General features: G+C 26.3%; 15 protein-coding genes, 1 pseudogene and 1 riboswitch. Of the genes and pseudogenes, 4 read left to right on the top strand and 12 right to left on the bottom strand.

Features of this window, described 5'->3' with window-relative positions:
- Positions 1-30: 30 nt before the first annotated feature.
- Positions 31-1,296 (bottom strand): O-acetylhomoserine aminocarboxypropyltransferase/cysteine synthase family protein, encoded by a 1,266-nt coding sequence (locus tag BM027_RS03460; RefSeq protein ID WP_090088823.1) that lies wholly within the window; start codon positions 1,294-1,296, stop codon positions 31-33.
- 156 nt (positions 1,297-1,452) lie between these two features.
- Positions 1,453-1,561, bottom strand: a riboswitch (SAM riboswitch).
- Between the two features lie 48 nt (positions 1,562-1,609).
- The gene (locus BM027_RS03455) at positions 1,610-2,197 is read right to left on the bottom strand and encodes a 5-formyltetrahydrofolate cyclo-ligase (protein WP_090088822.1); all 588 of its coding nucleotides are present in this window, start codon (positions 2,195-2,197) and stop codon (positions 1,610-1,612) included.
- A gap of 331 nt (positions 2,198-2,528) precedes the next feature.
- Between BM027_RS03455 and BM027_RS03450 the strand changes: the two genes are divergently transcribed.
- Positions 2,529-3,149 (top strand): HutD family protein, encoded by a 621-nt coding sequence (locus tag BM027_RS03450; protein ID WP_090088821.1) that lies wholly within the window; start codon positions 2,529-2,531, stop codon positions 3,147-3,149.
- Positions 3,150-3,309: 160 nt separating this feature from the next.
- Here BM027_RS03450 and BM027_RS03445 read toward each other — a convergent pair whose 3' ends face one another.
- From BM027_RS03445 to BM027_RS03435, 3 genes are all read right to left on the bottom strand, one after another.
- The gene (locus BM027_RS03445) at positions 3,310-3,726 is read right to left on the bottom strand and encodes a hypothetical protein (protein ID WP_090088820.1); all 417 of its coding nucleotides are present in this window, start codon (positions 3,724-3,726) and stop codon (positions 3,310-3,312) included.
- A gap of 284 nt (positions 3,727-4,010) precedes the next feature.
- Positions 4,011-4,772, bottom strand: a complete 762-nt coding sequence (locus BM027_RS03440) for a formate/nitrite transporter family protein (protein ID WP_090088819.1) — start codon at positions 4,770-4,772, stop codon at positions 4,011-4,013.
- 532 nt (positions 4,773-5,304) lie between these two features.
- On the bottom strand, positions 5,305-6,819 hold the full coding sequence (locus BM027_RS03435) for a phosphohexomutase domain-containing protein (protein WP_090088818.1): 1,515 nt from the start codon (positions 6,817-6,819) through the stop codon (positions 5,305-5,307).
- A gap of 363 nt (positions 6,820-7,182) precedes the next feature.
- Between BM027_RS03435 and BM027_RS03430 the strand changes: the two genes are divergently transcribed.
- The 3 genes and pseudogenes from BM027_RS03430 to BM027_RS18785 all read left to right on the top strand — a co-directional run bounded on the left by BM027_RS03430 (position 7,183) and on the right by BM027_RS18785 (position 9,859).
- Positions 7,183-8,271, top strand: coding sequence for a trans-sulfuration enzyme family protein (locus BM027_RS03430; RefSeq protein WP_090088817.1), 1,089 nt, complete (start codon positions 7,183-7,185; stop codon positions 8,269-8,271).
- 13 nt (positions 8,272-8,284) lie between these two features.
- Positions 8,285-9,190, top strand: a pseudogene (gene cysK, locus BM027_RS18790) (cysteine synthase A); the annotation flags it as partial.
- A gap of 9 nt (positions 9,191-9,199) precedes the next feature.
- Positions 9,200-9,859, top strand: coding sequence for a class I SAM-dependent methyltransferase (locus tag BM027_RS18785; protein WP_341465519.1), 660 nt, complete (start codon positions 9,200-9,202; stop codon positions 9,857-9,859).
- A 1,037-nt stretch (positions 9,860-10,896) separates the two neighbouring features.
- Here the strand turns inward: BM027_RS18785 and BM027_RS03420 are convergent.
- From BM027_RS03420 to BM027_RS03395, 7 genes are all read right to left on the bottom strand, one after another.
- Positions 10,897-12,090, bottom strand: coding sequence for an abortive infection system toxin AbiGii family protein (locus tag BM027_RS03420; protein WP_090088815.1), 1,194 nt, complete (start codon positions 12,088-12,090; stop codon positions 10,897-10,899).
- A 5-nt stretch (positions 12,091-12,095) separates the two neighbouring features.
- On the bottom strand, positions 12,096-12,272 hold the full coding sequence (locus BM027_RS18160; protein WP_175559929.1) for a hypothetical protein: 177 nt from the start codon (positions 12,270-12,272) through the stop codon (positions 12,096-12,098).
- A gap of 24 nt (positions 12,273-12,296) precedes the next feature.
- Positions 12,297-12,920 carry an abortive infection system antitoxin AbiGi family protein gene (locus BM027_RS03415; protein ID WP_090088814.1) on the bottom strand — a complete coding sequence of 208 codons (624 nt, stop codon included), beginning with the start codon at positions 12,918-12,920 and terminating at the stop codon, positions 12,297-12,299.
- A gap of 571 nt (positions 12,921-13,491) precedes the next feature.
- A complete protein-coding gene (locus tag BM027_RS03410) occupies positions 13,492-13,827 on the bottom strand; it encodes a hypothetical protein (RefSeq protein WP_090088812.1) in 336 nt (111 codons plus the stop codon).
- A gap of 1,082 nt (positions 13,828-14,909) precedes the next feature.
- The gene (locus BM027_RS03405) at positions 14,910-15,878 is read right to left on the bottom strand and encodes a hypothetical protein (protein WP_090088810.1); all 969 of its coding nucleotides are present in this window, start codon (positions 15,876-15,878) and stop codon (positions 14,910-14,912) included.
- Between the two features lie 568 nt (positions 15,879-16,446).
- Entirely contained in the window at positions 16,447-17,250 is an 804-nt protein-coding gene (locus BM027_RS03400) for a hypothetical protein (protein WP_090088803.1), read from the bottom strand.
- 97 nt (positions 17,251-17,347) lie between these two features.
- Entirely contained in the window at positions 17,348-19,879 is a 2,532-nt protein-coding gene (locus BM027_RS03395; protein ID WP_090088801.1) for a DEAD/DEAH box helicase, read from the bottom strand.
- Between the last annotated feature and the right edge of the window lie 137 nt (positions 19,880-20,016).

Raw genomic sequence — 20,016 nt, 5'->3', positions numbered from 1 at the left:
AAAGTATACATATCTATCAAGTTATATGTTTTAAATTTGGTTTAATGCTTGTTTAACATCCTCTAATATATCTTCTATATTCTCTAATCCTACTGATAATCTAATTAGTCCTGGAGTTATACCAGCTGCTACAAGTTGATCATCTGTAAGTTGACGATGTGTTGAACTTGCTGGATGAAGTACACATGTACGAATATCTGCAACATGAACTACATTTTCTGCTAATTTTAAGCTGTCCATAAATATAATTGCATCCTCACGGCCACCTTTAATAGAAAATGAAATTACCCCACTACATCCTTTTGGCAAGTACTTTCTAGCTAAATCATTATATTTATTTCCTTCAAGAGTTGGATAATTAACGAATTCAACCTTATCACATGAATTTAAATACTTAGCTATTACTTCTGCATTCTTGCAGTGTTTTTCTATTCTAACCGGAAGACTTTCAAGTCCTAAGTTTAGAAGAAATGCTGCATTGGCAGATGGATATGCTCCTAAGTCTCTCATAAGTTGAACTCTTGCTTTTGCAATATATGCAGATTTTCCAAATTGCTCAGTATACACTACTCCATGATAAGATTCATCTGGTTCTGTAAATTCTTTGAATTTACCATTTTTCCAATCAAAATTTCCACTATCAACAATTACTCCGCCTAATTGTATTGCGTGTCCATCCATGTACTTACTTGTAGAATGAATAACTATATCTGCACCAAACTCTATAGGTCTGCAAAGAATAGGTGTCGCAAATGTATTATCTACAATAAGTGGAACTTTATTTTTATGTGCAATTTTTGCAAACTTTTCAATATCAAATATTGCAATTGCAGGATTAGCAATAGTCTCCCCAAAAACCACTTTTGTATTTATTTTAAATGCTTTTTGTAATTCTTCTTCTGATGCATCAGCATCAACAAATGTACACTCTATTCCGAATTTCTTAAGTGTTACTGCAAAAAGATTAATTGTTCCTCCATATACAGTTGCAGCACTTACAATATGATCTCCCGCACTAAGAATATTCAATATACTTATTAATGAAGCAGCTTGACCTGATGTTGTACAAAGTGCACCTACACCACCTTCCAATGATGCTATTTTATCTTCAACAGCACAAACTGTTGGATTTGAAATACGAGAATACATATAACCTTCTGCACTTAAGTCAAATAATTTTCCTATTGCATCTGTACTATCATATCTATAAGTTGTACTTTGATAAATTGGTAATGCTACAGGTTCTCCATTCTTTGGATGATATCCTTCGTGTAAGCATTTTGTTTCGATATTCATAAATATAGCCCCCCTAAAAATATTTAAATAAAAAATCAACTTAATATATATACATTAATTTTCTATTAAATTATATAAAATATAAAAAGCTATTCCTCTTCATTTAGATAGAGAAATAGCTTATAAAAACATTTTTGTAATATAACTATTATGCATCTCTTATCTTTCAGGTAAATACCTGCAGGATTTAGCACAATTCTAACTTATGATAGTTAGCTGTTGCTAGGTTTCATCGGGCCAGTCCCTCCACCATTCTTAATAACAGATTAATATGTTTTTATTATACTCTAATTTAATATATTTGCAATAATATTTATAATTTTTTACCACATTCTATATTTTCTCTTTCAGTTAAAATATAGTTAATTGGAATATCATGACTATCTATTGGAACTTCATTTATTACTTGAAAATCATAAGCAAAGGCTACTTTACTTACTGGTTTTACAATTTTTTTTAAATATTTATCGTAATATCCTGCTCCATATCCCATTCTTCCACCAGTTTTATCAAAGGCAACCCCTGGCATAATAATTAAATCAAACTCATTAGGATCAACCGCTAATTCATCTTTTGCAGGTTCTAAAATACCATACTTATTTTCAACTAAATTATCTAAAGATACTATTTTAACTACATCCATTACCTTAGTGTCATCCTCAATTCTTGGTATATAAATATTCTTACCATCTTTTAAAGCTTTTTTTATTATATCTTTTGTCTCAATTTCTGATTCATAAGATATATAAATAAATAGATTTTTACTATGTTTATAAAACGCGCTTTCATAGAATTTATTTTCTATTATCTTATCAAATTCATTTTTTTCTTTTAGATCAATTTCTCTACGAATCTTTAAAATATTTTTTCTAAGTTCCCTCTTTTTATCTAATATACTCATGACTTTTAACCTCCTATAAACTTTACAATAATATTATTATCACATAATAATATTATTTCTTATTCTTACACTATTTTTTATTAATAACATTAATTTTTGTTTATATTTTATCATTGTAGTTAGTAACTGTCTAAAATTAATAAAGTTTCTTCAAAAAAAACAACTAAATAAATATGACGCATAACAGACTAGTATACTGACTTGTTATTTTTTTAAATATATCTAGAAAATTAATATCCCTCAATCTAATTTATTTTGTAAATATCAATATCTGTTTAAGAATCTTATAGTAAAATATATTTAAAATGCTTATAAAAAAGGAGGGCTATATTTGAATTATGATATTAAATTAATAAAAAAAGAAAGTTACACTCCAACAATTTGGTCTGGTGGAATGGCTACAGAACTTATTACATACCCTATTGGTTCTGATTATGCAAGTAGAAACTTTTTATGGAGACTTGGTGTTGCTAGAATAGATATACTAGAATCTAATTTTAGTAATTTACCAAATGTATCAAGAAATTTTATGGTTACTGAAGGTAAGATAACTCTTGAGCACGAAAATAAATATTCAAAAACACTTAATCCATTTGATCAAGATATATTTATGGGTGACTGGAAAACTAAAACTTATGGAAAAGCTTCTGTTTTTAATTTAATGACAAAGGAGAACTATCATGGGGAATTAATTCACTTACACATTAATCCCTTAAAAGAGACTAAATTTATAGTTAAGCCTTCATGTAATACGCCAATTGAATCAATTTGTTTTTATGCCTTAAATGGAGGTTTTAAATCTAAAATAAATAATAAAATTTTTATGATTGAAAATGCTGATTTACTATGCCTGAATTATACTGTTAATTCAAATAACATCCCTCAATTAACTTTTTCTAATACATCTGAAGAAATAACTGATATAATCGTAAGCATAATTTATCATTCATAGATACTCACAATGAGAATTTTAGTTATACTATAAGCTAACCAAAATAAAGCTCATACACTTACTGAAGATTTTGATTGGTACTTATAAGATTACAAGTTGTACCCAAAGTGCTTGCTTCAACGGCAAGCTTTAAACAAGCACATTTGGAACAACTTATAATCTAAGAAGTACAGTCTTCAAAAAAGATTTTTGGTTTTTTAAATACAGCTTTTTTCTCAATACTATAGTCATCTCTATCTATAGTAACTCTATAGATAATAGGACATCCTTCTTCTCTCCATTTTTTCATATAATTCACCGTTGGCTCTACATCAGTATAATAATTTTCATCACAATAATCTGAAAACTCTAAATAGGATGCTATACTTTTTTGATCTAAAATTAATTGTTCTTTACCTATATTTTTAAATATAGGAATAAAAAATCTTAATGGTACTTCATAATTATAACTTCCCTTTATTTTTTTAGATTCTATAATAGCTCTTTTAAATAACAAATTACATTCTTGCTCTTTTGTAATTCCTAATTTAAAAAGGATTTGTCCTTTTTTATTTTTATCTAATTTTATCTTAATCACACACTCACCATCTATTCCATTTACTTATCTTTTTTATATTACCACGCAAACTTTAAACTGTCTAAGTCTGTAATGTATCATATTTAAAACATCTCAAATAAAATAAAAAGTGTTACAAACATTTAGGCTAAAGCCCAATATATTTATAACACTTATTTTTTATAAACTCTTACTCTGAATTTCCTTTAACTACTATAATTTATATCTTGTCGTTACTCCCAAAATCAGATAAAATAAAATATTACTCATCGATAAATTCCATATAATTCTAAAGTTACCTGACATTATTCATCAACACTCATAAGTTTTAATGGTAATGCTAATAATACTGCACCGCCTACAATATTTCCAAGTGTTACCCACAGTAGATTGTTTAACATTAATCCTACAGGTAGTCCACCTAATACAAAATATGCTATAGAAAAGATGCCCATATTAGCTATACTATGTTCAAATCCTGCAATTACAAAACCAAACACACACCAAAACATCATTATTAATTTTCCACTTTCCGATTTTAACCTTATGGTAGATAAAACACCTAGACAAACCATAAAATTACACAATACTCCTCTTAAAAACATTTCTGTTGCTGATAAATTTAATTTTACATTAACTATATTAGCAACATAATCTTTAATTAACCCCATTGATGCCCCACTTTTTACAAATAAAAATGATATTATTATTGCACCTATAAGATTTCCTAAATAACTTAATATCCATACTCTTAATACCATTTTAAAGTTACAGCTTTTAGCGAAGAAGCCCATACCCATAACTAAGTTATTTCCTGTAAATAGTTCTCCACCTAAAAATACAATCAGTGCTAAAGCTATAGAAAATGTAGCTGCAACCATAATTCTAGATATTTCTGGATAATTAGTATACAGAACTGCTCCTGTTGTGTAAGACAGTATTATCGCTACCACTAAATAGAAACCTGCTACTATTGATCTAGTAAGATATTTTATAGGTTTATCTTTTGATAGATTATATTTATTCCTTGCTGTGTTTGAAATTACATCCATATCACTAATATACATATCTCTCTCCTTTTGTTTTTATAAGGCACATGAAAGAAAATAATAGGTCCAAGATGTGTCATATATTTTTTTAATGTGCCTAAAATATTTTAAGGTCTATAAAAATGATATTAACCTTATAACAGTTAACATATGCCCAACATAACAACGAATATTATTTATTAATAATTAGCATAAATATTTTCTTGCCTAGCAACCCCTCCACGTAATTTTTCATTAAGAATATCTTTGTTAAAATATTAACATAATCTATGAAATTCTTCAATCTATTTTTTTTATTTAATATTATTATTTTTATTAATACATATTTTTTGTAAACATTTAAATGAAATTTATATTAATATAAAAATATAGACACTTATACTTTATATCTATAGTATAAGTGCCTATCCTTAGTTTTTATTATAAATTTCTTTATTTATATAATTAAAATATTCTTTTAATTAATATATTTACCAATATAGTTAAAAAATTAACATTTAACCTGTAATTATGATTTATTTTCCTACTGTATATCATCATTAATTATATTTTAAAATTCACTTAAATCATATCCTTTTAAAAATTCTCTAAGGAAAGAGATTATCTCTTGAACCCCACCCTTTTTATTCGATTCTATATTAATAACAATTAGAGGTTCATGTAACGATAATCTTAATAGGAACCATCCATCCCCTAAACTGCTATTACATATAACTCTTAAACCATCATAATTATTTGATGCAAATTTCATATTATCACTATTGTTAACTAGATTCTCTAGTTCCTTTAATATTTTATTTGCACATTCCTTATAATTTTCTCCATTAATTTTAATTCTTATTTCATTTTCTTCCTCAGGTACTTTTAATTCTAATATTAGATCTTCAATAGTCTTACCTTGACTATTTAGTTTAGCTACCTTTACTAATATTTTAGATATTAAATATGCACCATCATCTAAAAAATAATTTTCCTTAATAGCTGCATGCCCAGATGTTTCAATTGCTATATGGCATTCTTCTCCTTCTTTATTTAATCTTATAGCTTCATTTATTACATTCTTATATCCTCTTTTAAATCTATGATGTTTTCCACCTAAATTTTCTATAAATTCTCCTAAACCATCAGAAGTTACTGAATCTGTTACAATAGTTGTTCCTTTATGTTCTTCTAATACAATTGCAGAAATAACTGCGATCAATGCATTCTTATTTATAAATTTTCCATCTCTACCAACTAAAGCTGCTCTATCTACATCAGTATCAAATATAATTCCTAAATCACAATTATTTTCAAGTACAGCTTTACTTATAGATTCCATTGCTTCTTTGTTCTCTGGATTTGGAATGTGGTTTGGAAATGTACCATCTGGTTCTATAAATTGACTCCCTTTGGTATTAGCTCCTACCTCTTCTAAAACTTTTTCTTTGAAAAATCCCCCTGCTCCATTTCCAGCATCTACGATTATATTCAATCCTTTTAAAGGCTTGTTGTAATCTTCTTTTGAATCAACTTCTTTTCGTATCTTTTCAACTAAAATTTTAGAATAATCATCAATAAGTGGCTTTGAGCGAGTTAATCGTCTTGTTTCAATTTCTCCTATAAATAATTTATTATCTTTTTCATTACAAGCTAAATCCAAAATTTCTTTTATATCTTCTTTTTCAAGTCCTCCTTTTTCAGTAAAGAACTTAATTCCATTATAATAATATGGAAGATGACTTGCTGTAATCATTATTGCACCATCACATTTATATTCACTTATAACTGTTGTCATAAACATAGCTGGTGTAGTACTAACATTACAATCGTATACAGTCGCTCCAAAACTAACTAATGTTCTTATAATAGTATGCTTAAATTCATTTCCTGTTAACCTAGAATCCATTCCTACTGAAATCTTTAGATTTTTTGTTTTACTTCTATTTAACATCCACTTATAAAAACCTATTGTAATTGCCTTTACTTCTTCATTAGTTAATGTCACTTCTTTTTCATTGTTTTTTAATGCAATCCCTCTAATGTCAGTTTCATTTTGTAAATTATACAAATGTTTATTACTCATATTATCCTCCCTATTTTCTAACCCTATAGTATTCTTTGAATAAGTTATCATATAAAAATTCAAACATTATAATTAAATGATAATGTTATTATACTATAAAATTACCCCTTTTTATATTATTATTACCATCATTTGTATAAAACTTAACAATATAAAAGAAAATAACAAGTTAAAGATGCAAAATAGACTAGCATACTGACTTGTTATTTTTATATTTTATCATCTATTAAAAATTATTTTTAATTCATAGTAAATTAATATGTTTACAAGGAATTAAATCTGATGTATAATTCCTATAAATCATTTATCATTTTTTTTTGTAAAAAATATAATTAAAACACTTCTATGAAGGAGGATATAAATATGAATTTTTATTCAAAAGTAATACACGGTGGAATTAGTGAAGATATTTCTACTGGAGCAGTTAATATTCCAATATATCAAACATCGACTTTTAGACAAGAAAGTGTGGGAGTTCATAAAGGCTATGAATATGCTAGAACTGGAAATCCTACTAGAGAATCTCTAGAAAAATTAATTTCCGATCTTGAAGGTGGGCATTCTGGTTTTGCTTTTGCTTCTGGTCTAGCTGCTTTATCTACAGTTATTATGTTATTTAATTCTGGTGATCATCTTTTATTATCAGATAATGTTTATGGGGGAACTTTCCGTGTAATAGACAAAGTATTTAGCAATCTTGGCATTACCTATTCATTGGTAAACACTTCTAATTTAGATGAAATAGAAGATGCTATAAAATCAAATACTAAGGCAATTTTTGTGGAAACTCCTACTAATCCATTAATGAAATTAAGTGATTTAAGTGCTATTTCAAAAATTGCTAAAAAGCATAATATTATATCAGTTGTTGATAATACATTTTTAACACCTTATCTACAACGTCCTATTGAACATGGTATTGATATAGTAGTGCATAGTGCAACAAAATATCTTGGTGGACATAGTGATGTTGTTGCTGGATTAGTTGTAACTTCTAATCCAGAATTAAGTGAACGCATTGCTTTCTTACAAAATTCTGTAGGGGCAGTACTCGGACCTCAAGATAGTTTCCTATTAATCAGAGGTATTAAAACTCTTGCTATTAGAATTGATCGTTCTCAAAGTAACGCTAAAAAAATAGTTGAATTTCTATCTACAGTACCTGAAATCAAAAGAATCTACTATCCAAATATTGGAGCTATGATTTCTTTTGAATTTGAAACATCTGAGCTAGCACATAAACTTGTTAATAACGTTAAAATGATAGCTCTTGCGGAAAGTTTAGGTGGTGTTGAAAGTTTAGTTTGCCTTCCTGCTGCTATGACACATGCTTCTATTCCGGTAAAACAAAGAGAGAAACTTGGAATAAAAGATAGTCTTGTTCGTTTTTCTGTTGGAATTGAAGATCCAGATGATTTAATTGAAGATTTAAAACAATCACTTTATAAATAAGGAGGATTTTTAAATGCATTATATAGATGATATTAGAGATATAATTGGGAATACACCATTATTAAAACTTAATCATATTTTACCAAATAGTAATGTAAATATTTTTGCTAAATTAGAATATTTAAATCCTGGTGGAAGCATAAAGGACCGTATAGGAATAGAAATTGTGGAGACTGCTGAAAAACAAGGTCTTTTGAAGCCTGGATATACAATTATAGAAGCAACTGCTGGAAATACTGGTATCGGACTTGCTATGGCTGCTTTTGAAAAAGGATATCGTCTAATAATTGTAATTCCCGAAAAATTTTCTATAGAAAAGCAAATATTAATGAAGGCTCTTGGAGCTGAACTTATTGTGACTCCTTCTGCAGAAGGAATTGAAGGTGCAGTTGCAAAGGCAACCGAACTAGCAAAACAAATTCCAAACTGCTTTATGGCAAAACAATTTGACAATCCTGCTAATGTAACTGCACATAGAAAAACTGGTAAAGAAATTTATGATGCATTAGATGGTAAAATTGATGTTTTAGTTGCTGGTGCTGGTTCTGGTGGAACAATTATGGGAATTGCCTCATACCTTAAAGAAAAAAATCCTAATATAAAAATTGTTTTAAGTGATCCAATTGGTTCAATATTAGGTGGTGGTAAAGAAGGTACTTATAAAGTAGAAGGAATCGGAAATCACTTTATTCCTAGTATCTTTGATAAAAGCTATATAGATGATGTTGAAAAAATCTCTGATGATGAAGCAATGTATTATGTACGTCTTTTGTCTAAAAAAGAAGGTGTTTTAGCTGGTTCATCATCTGGTGCTGCTGTTGCTGGTGCTGTAAAACAAGCATATAAGGCAAAGGGGAAAATTAATATTGTTGCTATATTGCCAGACCGTAGTGATAGATATTTTAGTCAAAATCTATATGATTTTTCTATGAATTTATCAGATTTCCGTTTTAATGCTTTGTTTGATGATTGGGCAGATAAATATGATGAAACTGTTTCTATGAAAGATGGTGAATATGAAGAAGTATTTAAAAATTACACTGAAGTATTAAATGAAACTGTTAAGCATATTTTAAAATATAAAGGCGCCACAGTACTTGATATTGGTGCTGGAACTGGAAACTTAACTATGGTTTCAGCCCAAGCAGGTTATAATACCATCGGTATTGAGCCGAATTCTAAAATGCGTGATATTGCTACAGAAAAATATCCTTCTATATCATTTTTATCAGGAACATTTTTATCATTACCTATTGATAATAATAGTATAGATTCTATTATAACTAGTTATGCATTTCATCATCTTACAGACTCTGAAAAAAAAGAATCAATTAAATTATTAAAAAGCAAGTTAAAAAATAATGGAACTATAATTATTACGGATACTATGTATGATTCTATTGAAAGCAAAGAATCTATAATAAAAGATGCATATAATAAAAATTTCACATCTCTGGCACATGACCTTGAAACTGAATTTTATACAACTCATGAAGTATTAACTGAATTATTTGAATCCGAAGGTTTCAATGTAAGCTACCAACAAATGAATAAATTTGTTTGGATTTTGACTGCTAAATTGGATTAGATATATATTTTAAGTAAATATGATCTGTTTTTCCTCTTATGACTTAATTATCACTTCAAAAAACATCAAAGGGACTGTCTCGGAATTATTAAGTGAAGTAATAACAAAGAAATAGAAATAACATTTATTAAAGAAGACTAGAAAAATTTCGCTAAGGCATATAAACAAAATAACAAGTCAAAGATGTGACGTATATTTTGAGTCAGACAAGGAAGTAATATTAGCCAATAGTAGACTATTAGCTAATGTTACTGACGTAGTATGACTCAAAATAGACTAGCATACTGACTTGTTATTTTGTTTTATATGCCTAAAAGTTTCTAACATTTAAAGTTGTGCCCATAAAAGATTGCTCCTAATATGCATTAGGACAATCATTTATGGAACAACTTCAAATGAAGAAACTCTAAGCTTATTTTTCAATGCTTCTTCCACAAATGTTATTTCTATTTTTTTTGAATATACATCATATCATTAAATGATTTGTATTATGATACAGCGCCTTCATAAATTTATTTATTATTTATATTTGATACAACTTTATTTTAAAAACTTTTTAAAACATATAAAATTGGCCAATCTCTGTCTAGATGTTCCCGCAAAAAAATCATTCAAAACCCTAGGCCTAAAACCTCCATTTCTCAATCATTCATCTCAATTTTTTCTCAATAAAAAAAGAGAAAGCCAGGCTTTGATTCCTGATTTTCTCTCTCTTTTTTTGAACAACTTTTTTTCTATTTGAACATCTTTATTTTTTTGAATGAGTTTTTTGGTAGTAAACAACAACTGCGTTGGTTTTAAATAAAGTTTGATTAAAATATTATTCTTTTGCTTTAGGCTTGTATTTATTTCTATAATAAAATTTGATTAAAAATATTCAAATTTTATTACTTTAAGAATATTTAATCGATTCAAAGAAATTTTAATACAACTTTATTTAAACGGTATAACTTTGTTATAAATCTACATTAAAATTATATATTAATAAATTTTTTATCTATAATTCAAAAAATCCCACATCATATCATTAATATGTTTTATATAAGTTCAACATTCTCTAAGTCTGTAACATTTCTTGAAAAACCTTCTCTATATTTTTCTGCATCTTCTTTATTTTTAAAGTATTTAATAACTCTAAATATCTTTTTATCAGAGTCTGTATCCATTATAAACTTATACTCCCAATTTTTTTTATCTACTAATTCAGCATCTTTTACCATAACATTACACCATGTTGTTACTGTATATATATCAAATTTTTCTTCTAACAACTCATAGGTCTTAGGATCTACAATCTCCAATACAAGTCCATCCTTATTTATAAACTGCTTTTTATCAAGTTCCGTTGAACATTTAACAGTTAAATTCTCCAAGTCAACAATTTCTTTATATGGTTTATCTTTAACAAAGCATCTATATAATCTTTCAACTAAATTAACATCTTTTTTTAAAATATCTCTTTTAGGATTAAAAAGAATCCCCAATTCCTTTGATATTAAATCTACTTTATTCCAAAATTCTATCAATGAATCTAATCCATCTTTTTCAGTAATATTATCAAATCCTCTATTTAAGTTTATATCTGCTATTCTACCTTCTCCACTCATAAAACACTTATATATTCGGGAGATTTCAACTATTTCTTCTACACTTTCTGCTTCACCAATATGTATAGAAACATTAATTATCATATTTCCAATAACTTCATCAACAATATATGATATTACTAGTGATTTTCTATCAATAGATTTGAATAAAATTTTATGTAAATCTGCATATGGTTGTCTTTGAAATAACATTTCTATATTTTTATCACCATATCCAACCATCAATTTAAATGGCTTAGGGAATGGATGAGGTTTTAAAATAAGCTTACCATTTAAATCATTAAAATTTTTATTTCTCAATGGCATTTTTATTAATTCATTGATATCAAATTTAACACCATCTAATTCAATACTTTTACCAGCTATCTCAACTTCTTGTTGAGTTCTATATAGATACTCAATTGCTTCTCCAGTATTTTTTATTCCTTCCATATTTTTTAATTTTAACTTCGCTTTAATTTCAACTTCTTTTTCTTTTGACATAATAGTGCACATATCATTGCCAACCTGAATATATTCAAATCGATCTGACAATTTATCATTTAAATTTTCTAATATTATTTCAGGAATCTTATACATTGTTTCTTCTTCTTGTTTAAATGCTTTTTTAAAATTTGCAAACAATTATATCACCAATCCTTATTAATTACATTATAAACTATTATTTTTGATATTAATTCATACTTCTCTTCAATATTACAATTAATTGTTTTATCATTTATTATAAAATCAATTAATTGCTTTCTATCGTTCTTTGTAGAAACCATTAAATATTCTATATCATCGTACCCAAAAGTTAACCACAAATGTTTTAACCTTTTTAATCCTTCTTAATATGTGTTATATACATTAGGATTTCCAACATATATTGGAGGTATAATTAATTGTATTTTATCTGTATCATCAATTTTAGGAATATACCTCCATTCCTTTTCATCAGTAAAATTCTTGTTGTCATATTTACCATTTCTAAACATTTCTCCAACTATAGGTTTCATAAATAATAAATTGCTTAATAAATAATTATTGTATTCTTCTAAATTATTATCCTCCACATTTTCATTATAGGCTTTTGCAAAAATATGTGTAAAATCATTTCTTATTGCTGAATTAGCATTAATATAATTTATGCATTGGACTCCTTCTTTAATTCCCCATTCTTTATTTAATCCAATTCCAAATTTTCCGTAGTATTCAACATGTTCACTTAATCTTGAGACATTAATATCACAAAAACATACCATTGGAAATACTATTTTTTCTAATTCATCTACTTCTAAATATTCTATACTTTCTTCGTAATATCTAGGTATAATAGCTTTATTAGTTAGTATTTCTCTTAAATACTTTAGATCTGTCATAAATTTGAACAATACATTCGCACTTTGCTTTGATTCTGGAATTTTTTCTTCTATTTTTGCTTCTTTTACTTGTATTATGTTTTTATTCTCCACTGTAATTTACACGCTCCCATAAACAAAGTCTTTATCATCTTGATTTTTTAAATATAACTTCTGCCATCATATTCATTACAAATTTCATCTTTTCTTCATCACTAAATAGGTTCATAAAGAACTTATCATTTTCTTCATATCTGTTTACTGACCACCTATAATTTTTTGTTAATATAAATATTTAAACAAGGTTTTATTACTTTCTACAAGGATTGTCCATCTTTCGCTATGATTCTTATCTATTAGCCCAAGAACTATTTATATTTCCTTCTTTATATCTTCTTGGGTTAAATTTATTTTTTTCATTAGATAATTTAAAAGTTATTTTTCTTCTTTCATCAGAATATATATGTTCTAAAAAAGTTTGTTCATCTAAATTGAATCTGTACCTTTAGCAATTGCAACGAGCTAGTTTTCCAAATAGATGAATTTTATTAATTAGAACTTATATATTTTATTAAATTATCTAATAAAGTATCATCTGCATATATTTGAGCCATATTACCATAATTATCAGATAAGATAAATTTCATTGCCTTGCATACTATTTCTTCCTTCCCTAAATTAGAAATCACGACATCAATTTCAACATCGCTTTCCTTCCTTTTCTTACACTTCTAATTTCTTCTTTAATTAATGAAGATTTATCTTTATTCTTTTCTTTTATTTTTTCAACCTCTATTAAAAATTTATCCCTATCCTGTTTCCAAATAATTTCATCAATTTGAGTAAGATTAAATAATTTAATAATATAATTTTTAAATTCATACAATCTATACTTATCAGTTATTTTAAAACTTATTTTCATTGGGTTAATAGCACCTTTTACTTCACTAAATTGAAAAAATGGTAATAACATTGTGAAATATGCCTTTGAATTTACCCAAGTCGCTCCCATTTCATTCATGCAAGCAACACTATTATAATAATTATCTGATAGAGCAAATATTACTAAGACATTATTAATTGATGATTTAAAAGATTTTTTTACAGTTTCTTTTGTGTTAATTGACGATGTTTACAATGAAATAATACCTAGTTCTATAAAAAACAGAAGAAATATTTCAGAATCTAAGCTTTCAGACTCCCAAATCATAACAATTAGTATCATAAGCGAAGCTCTTACAATTGATTCTGAAAAAGCCTGATTCTATTTCATTAAAAAGAACTTTACAAATTTATTTCCTGATATTTGTTATAGAGTAAGACTTAATAAAACTAAAAGAAATTTATATAGAGTAATTTTAGAAATCCAAAAATATTTTTCTAGTCTACCAATATTTAAAGATGATGATACTAGAATTATTGATAATATGCCTATCCCAGTATACAAATTGGGAAGAGCTTACTTTAATAAATTATTTAAAGATATATCAACTTATAGCTATTGTGCTTTAAAAAAGAAACTTATTTTGAATTAAAACTTCATGCTTTAGTTACTACCGATGGTTTTATAACAGATTTTCTTTTAAATACTACTAATCTTGATGATAGATATGCTGTATTTGAACTCATTCAAACAAATACTTCTATAAATATATTAGCAGATAAATGATACATTAGTAATGGGCTTAAAGAATCATTAGCTAAAGAAGAAGAAATCTTATTCTTATCCTTAAAGAGAAAGAATAACAAAACTCCATTAGAAAAACGACTTCGAAATGCCTTGTCAAAGGTGCGTCGGAGAGTTGAAACTAGTTTTTCACAATTAGCTGAACAATTGTTTTAGCTAAAACCAAATGGGAATTAATGCTCAGAATTACTCTGAAAATACTTGCTCATAATCTCTCATTTGTATTAAACACAATTACAGGAAATACTATACATGTAGGCCAAATTAAACATATCTTATTTGGTTAAAATTTATTAAATTTTACTCAAGTATGTTTTGCGCATTTTTATATTACAAGAATTTGTAATATGAAAATTAGCACAACGCTTAAACTTATATATATATAATAAAAAAGATAATAGTAAACCATTATACTGTTACCCTCTAATTTCCATATTTAATCCAACTAATTGCATTGTAATGTCCTCTATTTTAAATTTCAAAAAGTTATTATTATCAATCTCATTTGTATTTTTTAATGAAATTATATATAAAGCAGTAGTATTAATATTAAATGGATTTTTTATACTTAAATCAATAACTATAAAAATTTGTGTACTTTTTTCAATTTTTATTGCTATATCTTTGCTTTGAATCTCAGTATAATTTCTTGCATTATTTTCATTTGTAATATTGTTTATACAAAGTGTAGCTGATAGTTTAAATTTTTTATATTTATTAATACTTAATGGTGAGAAATATTCTTTACGAGGAAGTAATCTTATGCTTTCACCACCATTAATCACATTATCTTCATCTTTCCTAGAACATCCATTATAGCGTAATGTAATCCCATTAATTTTTATACTTTGAGGAACATGCTGATTTAATAGTTTTAAGATAAATTTCACTTCTATAGTATCAAAAACGCTACCATTAAAATCGTCTTTTTTATATAAAACTTGCTCATTATATTTTTCTCTAGTTTCTTCAGTCATCTGTTGAATGACTTTTGTCCTTATTTGAATATCATCACAAAACATAACATTTGAGTAATACTTAGATATAATCTCCAACTTATATCTTTCAATATCTTGCTCTCGTAATTTGTCATTCTGTTCTTGAAGCTTTTTATTTTCATCATTAGCCTTATCCTGAATTATTTTATTTTGCCATAATGCTAATACTCCTAATGTTGTTGTAGCAATAAATGCTAAAAAATTTCCCCAAAATGATAATATATCCGATGCTTTAAAATCTGTAGTAATTAATAAATAATAGTTTCCAATCCAATATGGAGTTTGGATAAATAATGGAACTACTATTCCTAAAAGTATAATTAAACTTATATACCTTATAGGATTATTTTTCATATTTTTAATTAACTTATCTAAGTCCTCATACATTACACAATCCTCCTTAAAATAACATACGATAATTTTACCATCAATTTCTTCATTATCCAACCATTGTTTGATAACAATTAGTACTTCTTACTATAACAAAGTGATTCGTTGCAACACATTCAAGATAATCACTCTAACTTTTCCTGTTAATAATTTAATACGGAAACAGTTCTAAATCTCGATTAAATCAGATTTTTCAGCTTCAAAAATTCTATGATTTCCTCGTACAATAAAAAATGAAGGAATATTGATAAATATTCCTTCATTAATTTTATACTACTAAATATTATATTCTTTTTGTTAAGTTAATAACAAAGTTATTTTCTAACTTTGTTTCGCGACAACACAACTGTAGGTTTTGAATAAAGTTTGATCAAAATGATGCTTGTAAATCTCATTTCTTCGTAAAATTAAATAATAATATTTTGAACAAAGTTTGATCAAAATATTATTATTTTGCCTTAATCTTCTATTTACTTTTGTAATAAAGATTGATCAAAATCAACTAACTTAGTTATGAAACCTAAGTTAATTCTTTTTTCACTTCAAATAATTATGATTATATTTCTTAAAACTGTTTTAAGTATTTTTCGGCAGTTATCCACTCTTTCAATTTTGATTCACATATTTGAATTGATTCGTCAAGTTTATTTACATAATTTTTAATTTCTTTCTGAAATCCTTCATTTTTAAATATATTTATAATCATTAATATATATGCCCTATCTAAACACTCTATTACTATACTCAATGTACTTTCTATTGAATTAATATTAGCTATCTCTTCAACCTTTTGAATTAAAATATTAGGATGGGAATATTTATTCAGATATCTTATCAATTTTTCTTGATAGAATTCTTTTTCTTCATTATCGAATACTTCATATTTATTTAAAATATCAATTTTTTTATTAATATTTATAAAATTATTTGGAACTATATTATTATTGATCTTTATCTTCATTTTTACAGGTTCTAAAATTTTATTAATCTTTTCTTCATCTAAATCTCTTGATTTACAATTTAATTTAATTATTTGTAAATAATCAGGATTAAATTGTAAATTTAACATATCAATATACGCTTCAATTATGCTCCTGCAATTTCTTTTTATATCTTGATATTTGAAATAATCTGCTTCTTCATTAGTATTAATTAGAGAGTTCATATTTAATTGCATATCTTCTACAATTGTTATAAATAATAAATACATAGGATCTTCATGTAAATCTTTAGTGTCTTCTTTATATTTATATTTCATCTCAAATATTACATTGTGAGCTAATCCAAAATAATTTGGTCTCATTATTAAGTAATTACCTGTTATAGATAATATGCTGTTTATAAAGTCTCTTTTAAAATTATTATTCATATTTCCTCCATAGATTTTTTTGCGTATAAAATGTAATTGTAATATTTATTATCCAATTTTTAATAATAAAATACATATGTTTTTTAATTTTATAAATTTACTTATTTTTATGGTAATATTCTTCTGAATATTTAACTTTTAAACTATTAATATCTAGATTATTTACGTCTATCCATTTTTGAATACTTTCATCGCTGATGTCATTGATATCATAGTTTTTAAACTCTTTGATAAATTTTTTTATATTGTCTTTTAAATTTTTTAATTTCCCTTTTCTTATTATTAGGACTTTGTGAGTAAAATCAGCTTCATATGCTAATGTTTTTGTTGGTATAACCAAGAAACGTGTTACCTTTGCATCCCTATATTCTTCTTCAAACCATCCACAATGCGAATTCATTTGTCCAGCCTCATATTTGCTTATTTCGCTCCTATCATCTTTAACTTCACTTTTACACTCAAACATAATATATTCATTATTTTGTATACACCATAAATTATCTGGTCCCTTCCTAATCATTTTATCAGGTCTATGGCTTGAAAATCCTAGCATTTCACCTATTGTTTTTAAAGCACTTTCAAATTTATCAGCTTGTCTACCAAACGATAAATCATCTAATACACTATTAACTTGTAAACTCAACTCTAAATAATCATTATATTGTAACATCCATTCTTTAATCCTATTAATTCTATTTTGATTAATATAATTAATTTTTTGATAAGATATTCCATCCTTGGGCTTTAGAAGTTGACGATTTTTTATAAATGCTGACTTTTGTAGTACATTTGCTTCAGTTTTACTCATCATATAAATATATCTTGCCTTCTTTTGTAAATACCACCCTTTTTCAAATTCGTCTGAAACACTATCTATAATTTTTTGTATATTTAAATCTGCCTTTTCATAATTTCCATTAAAATAATATTTTTCAGCAATACCTTCCAATTGTAAAATATTATATATATCCAATTTCATTGGCTCTGTTTCAATTTTATTCATTTGTTTCTTATAATAATTTTTCCAGCCTTCATCTCTTTTTAGTGATTGATTTACTAAAGAAACAATTGCTTTTGTAGGTACATCTTCTTCCTTGATATCACTTTTAGCTAAATCAGCAACTACTCTACCAATTTCAATTTGTTTTTGAGTTTGACTAGAAAAATATTTATTTGTAGCGGCTCCTTTTATAAATTTCACTAAATCAGAACCTATAATTAAAATAGCACTATAATCTTTCGATCCACGAACACTTCTCCCTAATCCTTGTTCAACTTTTTGTGCTATTTTTCTATTAATAACTTCACTATTAGGTCTGCAATTTTCTTCATATTTATCACTTAATGTATCGAAATAAGGTAATGAATCTATTATTAATACTCTACAAGACTCATCTGGTAAGTCAATTCCATCATATCTATTAGTTATAACTACAGTATTATCACACTTTCCATTTTTTAAATCTGATATAAGTTTGAAAATATTTTCTGACCCAGCAATATAGGAACCATACTTTCCATACGCCTTTGCTTTATTCGAACTAGAAACAAGTGAAACAATTCCAAACTTCTTCTTTAGCATAGTTTTTGCAAAATAGCTTATGATTGAATCTCTATCACATTCATCATGAATTAAAGAAGGAATTAAAAGCATTTTTTCTCCTGACCATTTTGTTGAAACATCTACCAGTGGATTTTTAGTTGCTTCTATATTAAATCCAAGTCCATTAATAAAGAATGAATCATTTTGTGTTGTAGCAGACATAAGTATTCTATTTGATGCATAATTAAATGTTCCAAATAACTCAATTGGCACATAATAAGGAGAAATCTCAATTTTTCTACTACTTATGAATCCCTTACATTTTTCTATTGAATCCTTTAATAACTGCCATACAAATTTAATTTCTAATTCATCCTTATTTTTAGCTAATAATTCTAATACTTCACTTTTTTTAGTATCCCAAACCCAATATGGTATTGGTAAAATAGATTCAAAGTCATCATTGATAATATCTAGATATGTACCTTCCCCCTGTTCTTTCAACTCTTCTTCAAAAAGATTTAAGATTTGCTTATATAATTTAAGGTTATTTTTTTTAGTTATGTTAATAGTAAAAGCATCGTTTATTGTATCAATACATGCATGGGAATCATCTAAAATTATGCAACCTACTTTTACAAACCCTGCACCTAATCCGAAAACACTTCTTCCATTAAATACCTTCTGTGCATGTGTAATCAATATACTCTTTCCCGTAACAAAAGATTCTGGTATCTCCTTATCTTCACCAATTGTACAATAGTTAATCCCAAATTTTTCTGCTTCATTACATACTTGTTGAACCAAATATATATTAGGGCATATGTATAAACATGGTCCTTTTTTAGAATTTAACTTAGACATTAAAATTAGTAATCCGACAAGAGTCTTTCCTTCACCTGTATGCAATTTTATTATTAAATCTTTATCATTTTTTCGTTCTTTATACCACTCTTTTAATATTTTATCTTGTGTTGGACGTAAAGGCCCTGTTGTACTTTTTCTATCAAGGCTTTCATATATCTCTATTGGATCTTTTTTTATCTCATTTTCTGTTCTTTCTAATACTTTACCAAAATCTACCATAATATCCCCCTAAATTTTATAAATACTTATAATTAATGATACCACTTTTAATTCATTACAAAAATAATTATTTTAGATAATCTTCCACAAAAACCTATTTTATACATATAACTAAAATAAAAATGAATCAATAGAAG

The organism is Clostridium uliginosum, assembly GCF_900112485.1.
Taxonomy (GTDB): Bacteria; Bacillota; Clostridia; order Clostridiales; family Clostridiaceae; genus Clostridium; species Clostridium uliginosum.
Note: the sequence above shows the minus strand (reverse complement) of the source record. Positions and strands in the feature narration are given on the sequence as shown.

Coding starts and splice junctions, on each gene's coding strand:
- BM027_RS03400 (WP_090088803.1), bottom strand. CDS start 17,250: ATGAATAATAATTTTAAAAGAGACTTTATAAACAGCATATTATCTATA.
- BM027_RS03395 (WP_090088801.1), bottom strand. CDS start 19,879: ATGGTAGATTTTGGTAAAGTATTAGAAAGAACAGAAAATGAGATAAAA.
- BM027_RS03405 (WP_090088810.1), bottom strand. CDS start 15,878: ATGTATGAGGACTTAGATAAGTTAATTAAAAATATGAAAAATAATCCT.
- BM027_RS03460 (WP_090088823.1), bottom strand. CDS start 1,296: ATGAATATCGAAACAAAATGCTTACACGAAGGATATCATCCAAAGAAT.
- BM027_RS18785 (WP_341465519.1), top strand. CDS start 9,200: ATGAATTTATCAGATTTCCGTTTTAATGCTTTGTTTGATGATTGGGCA.
- BM027_RS03410 (WP_090088812.1), bottom strand. CDS start 13,827: ATGAATGAAATGGGAGCGACTTGGGTAAATTCAAAGGCATATTTCACA.
- BM027_RS03455 (WP_090088822.1), bottom strand. CDS start 2,197: ATGAGTATATTAGATAAAAAGAGGGAACTTAGAAAAAATATTTTAAAG.
- BM027_RS03430 (WP_090088817.1), top strand. CDS start 7,183: ATGAATTTTTATTCAAAAGTAATACACGGTGGAATTAGTGAAGATATT.
- BM027_RS03440 (WP_090088819.1), bottom strand. CDS start 4,772: ATGTATATTAGTGATATGGATGTAATTTCAAACACAGCAAGGAATAAA.
- BM027_RS03435 (WP_090088818.1), bottom strand. CDS start 6,819: ATGAGTAATAAACATTTGTATAATTTACAAAATGAAACTGACATTAGA.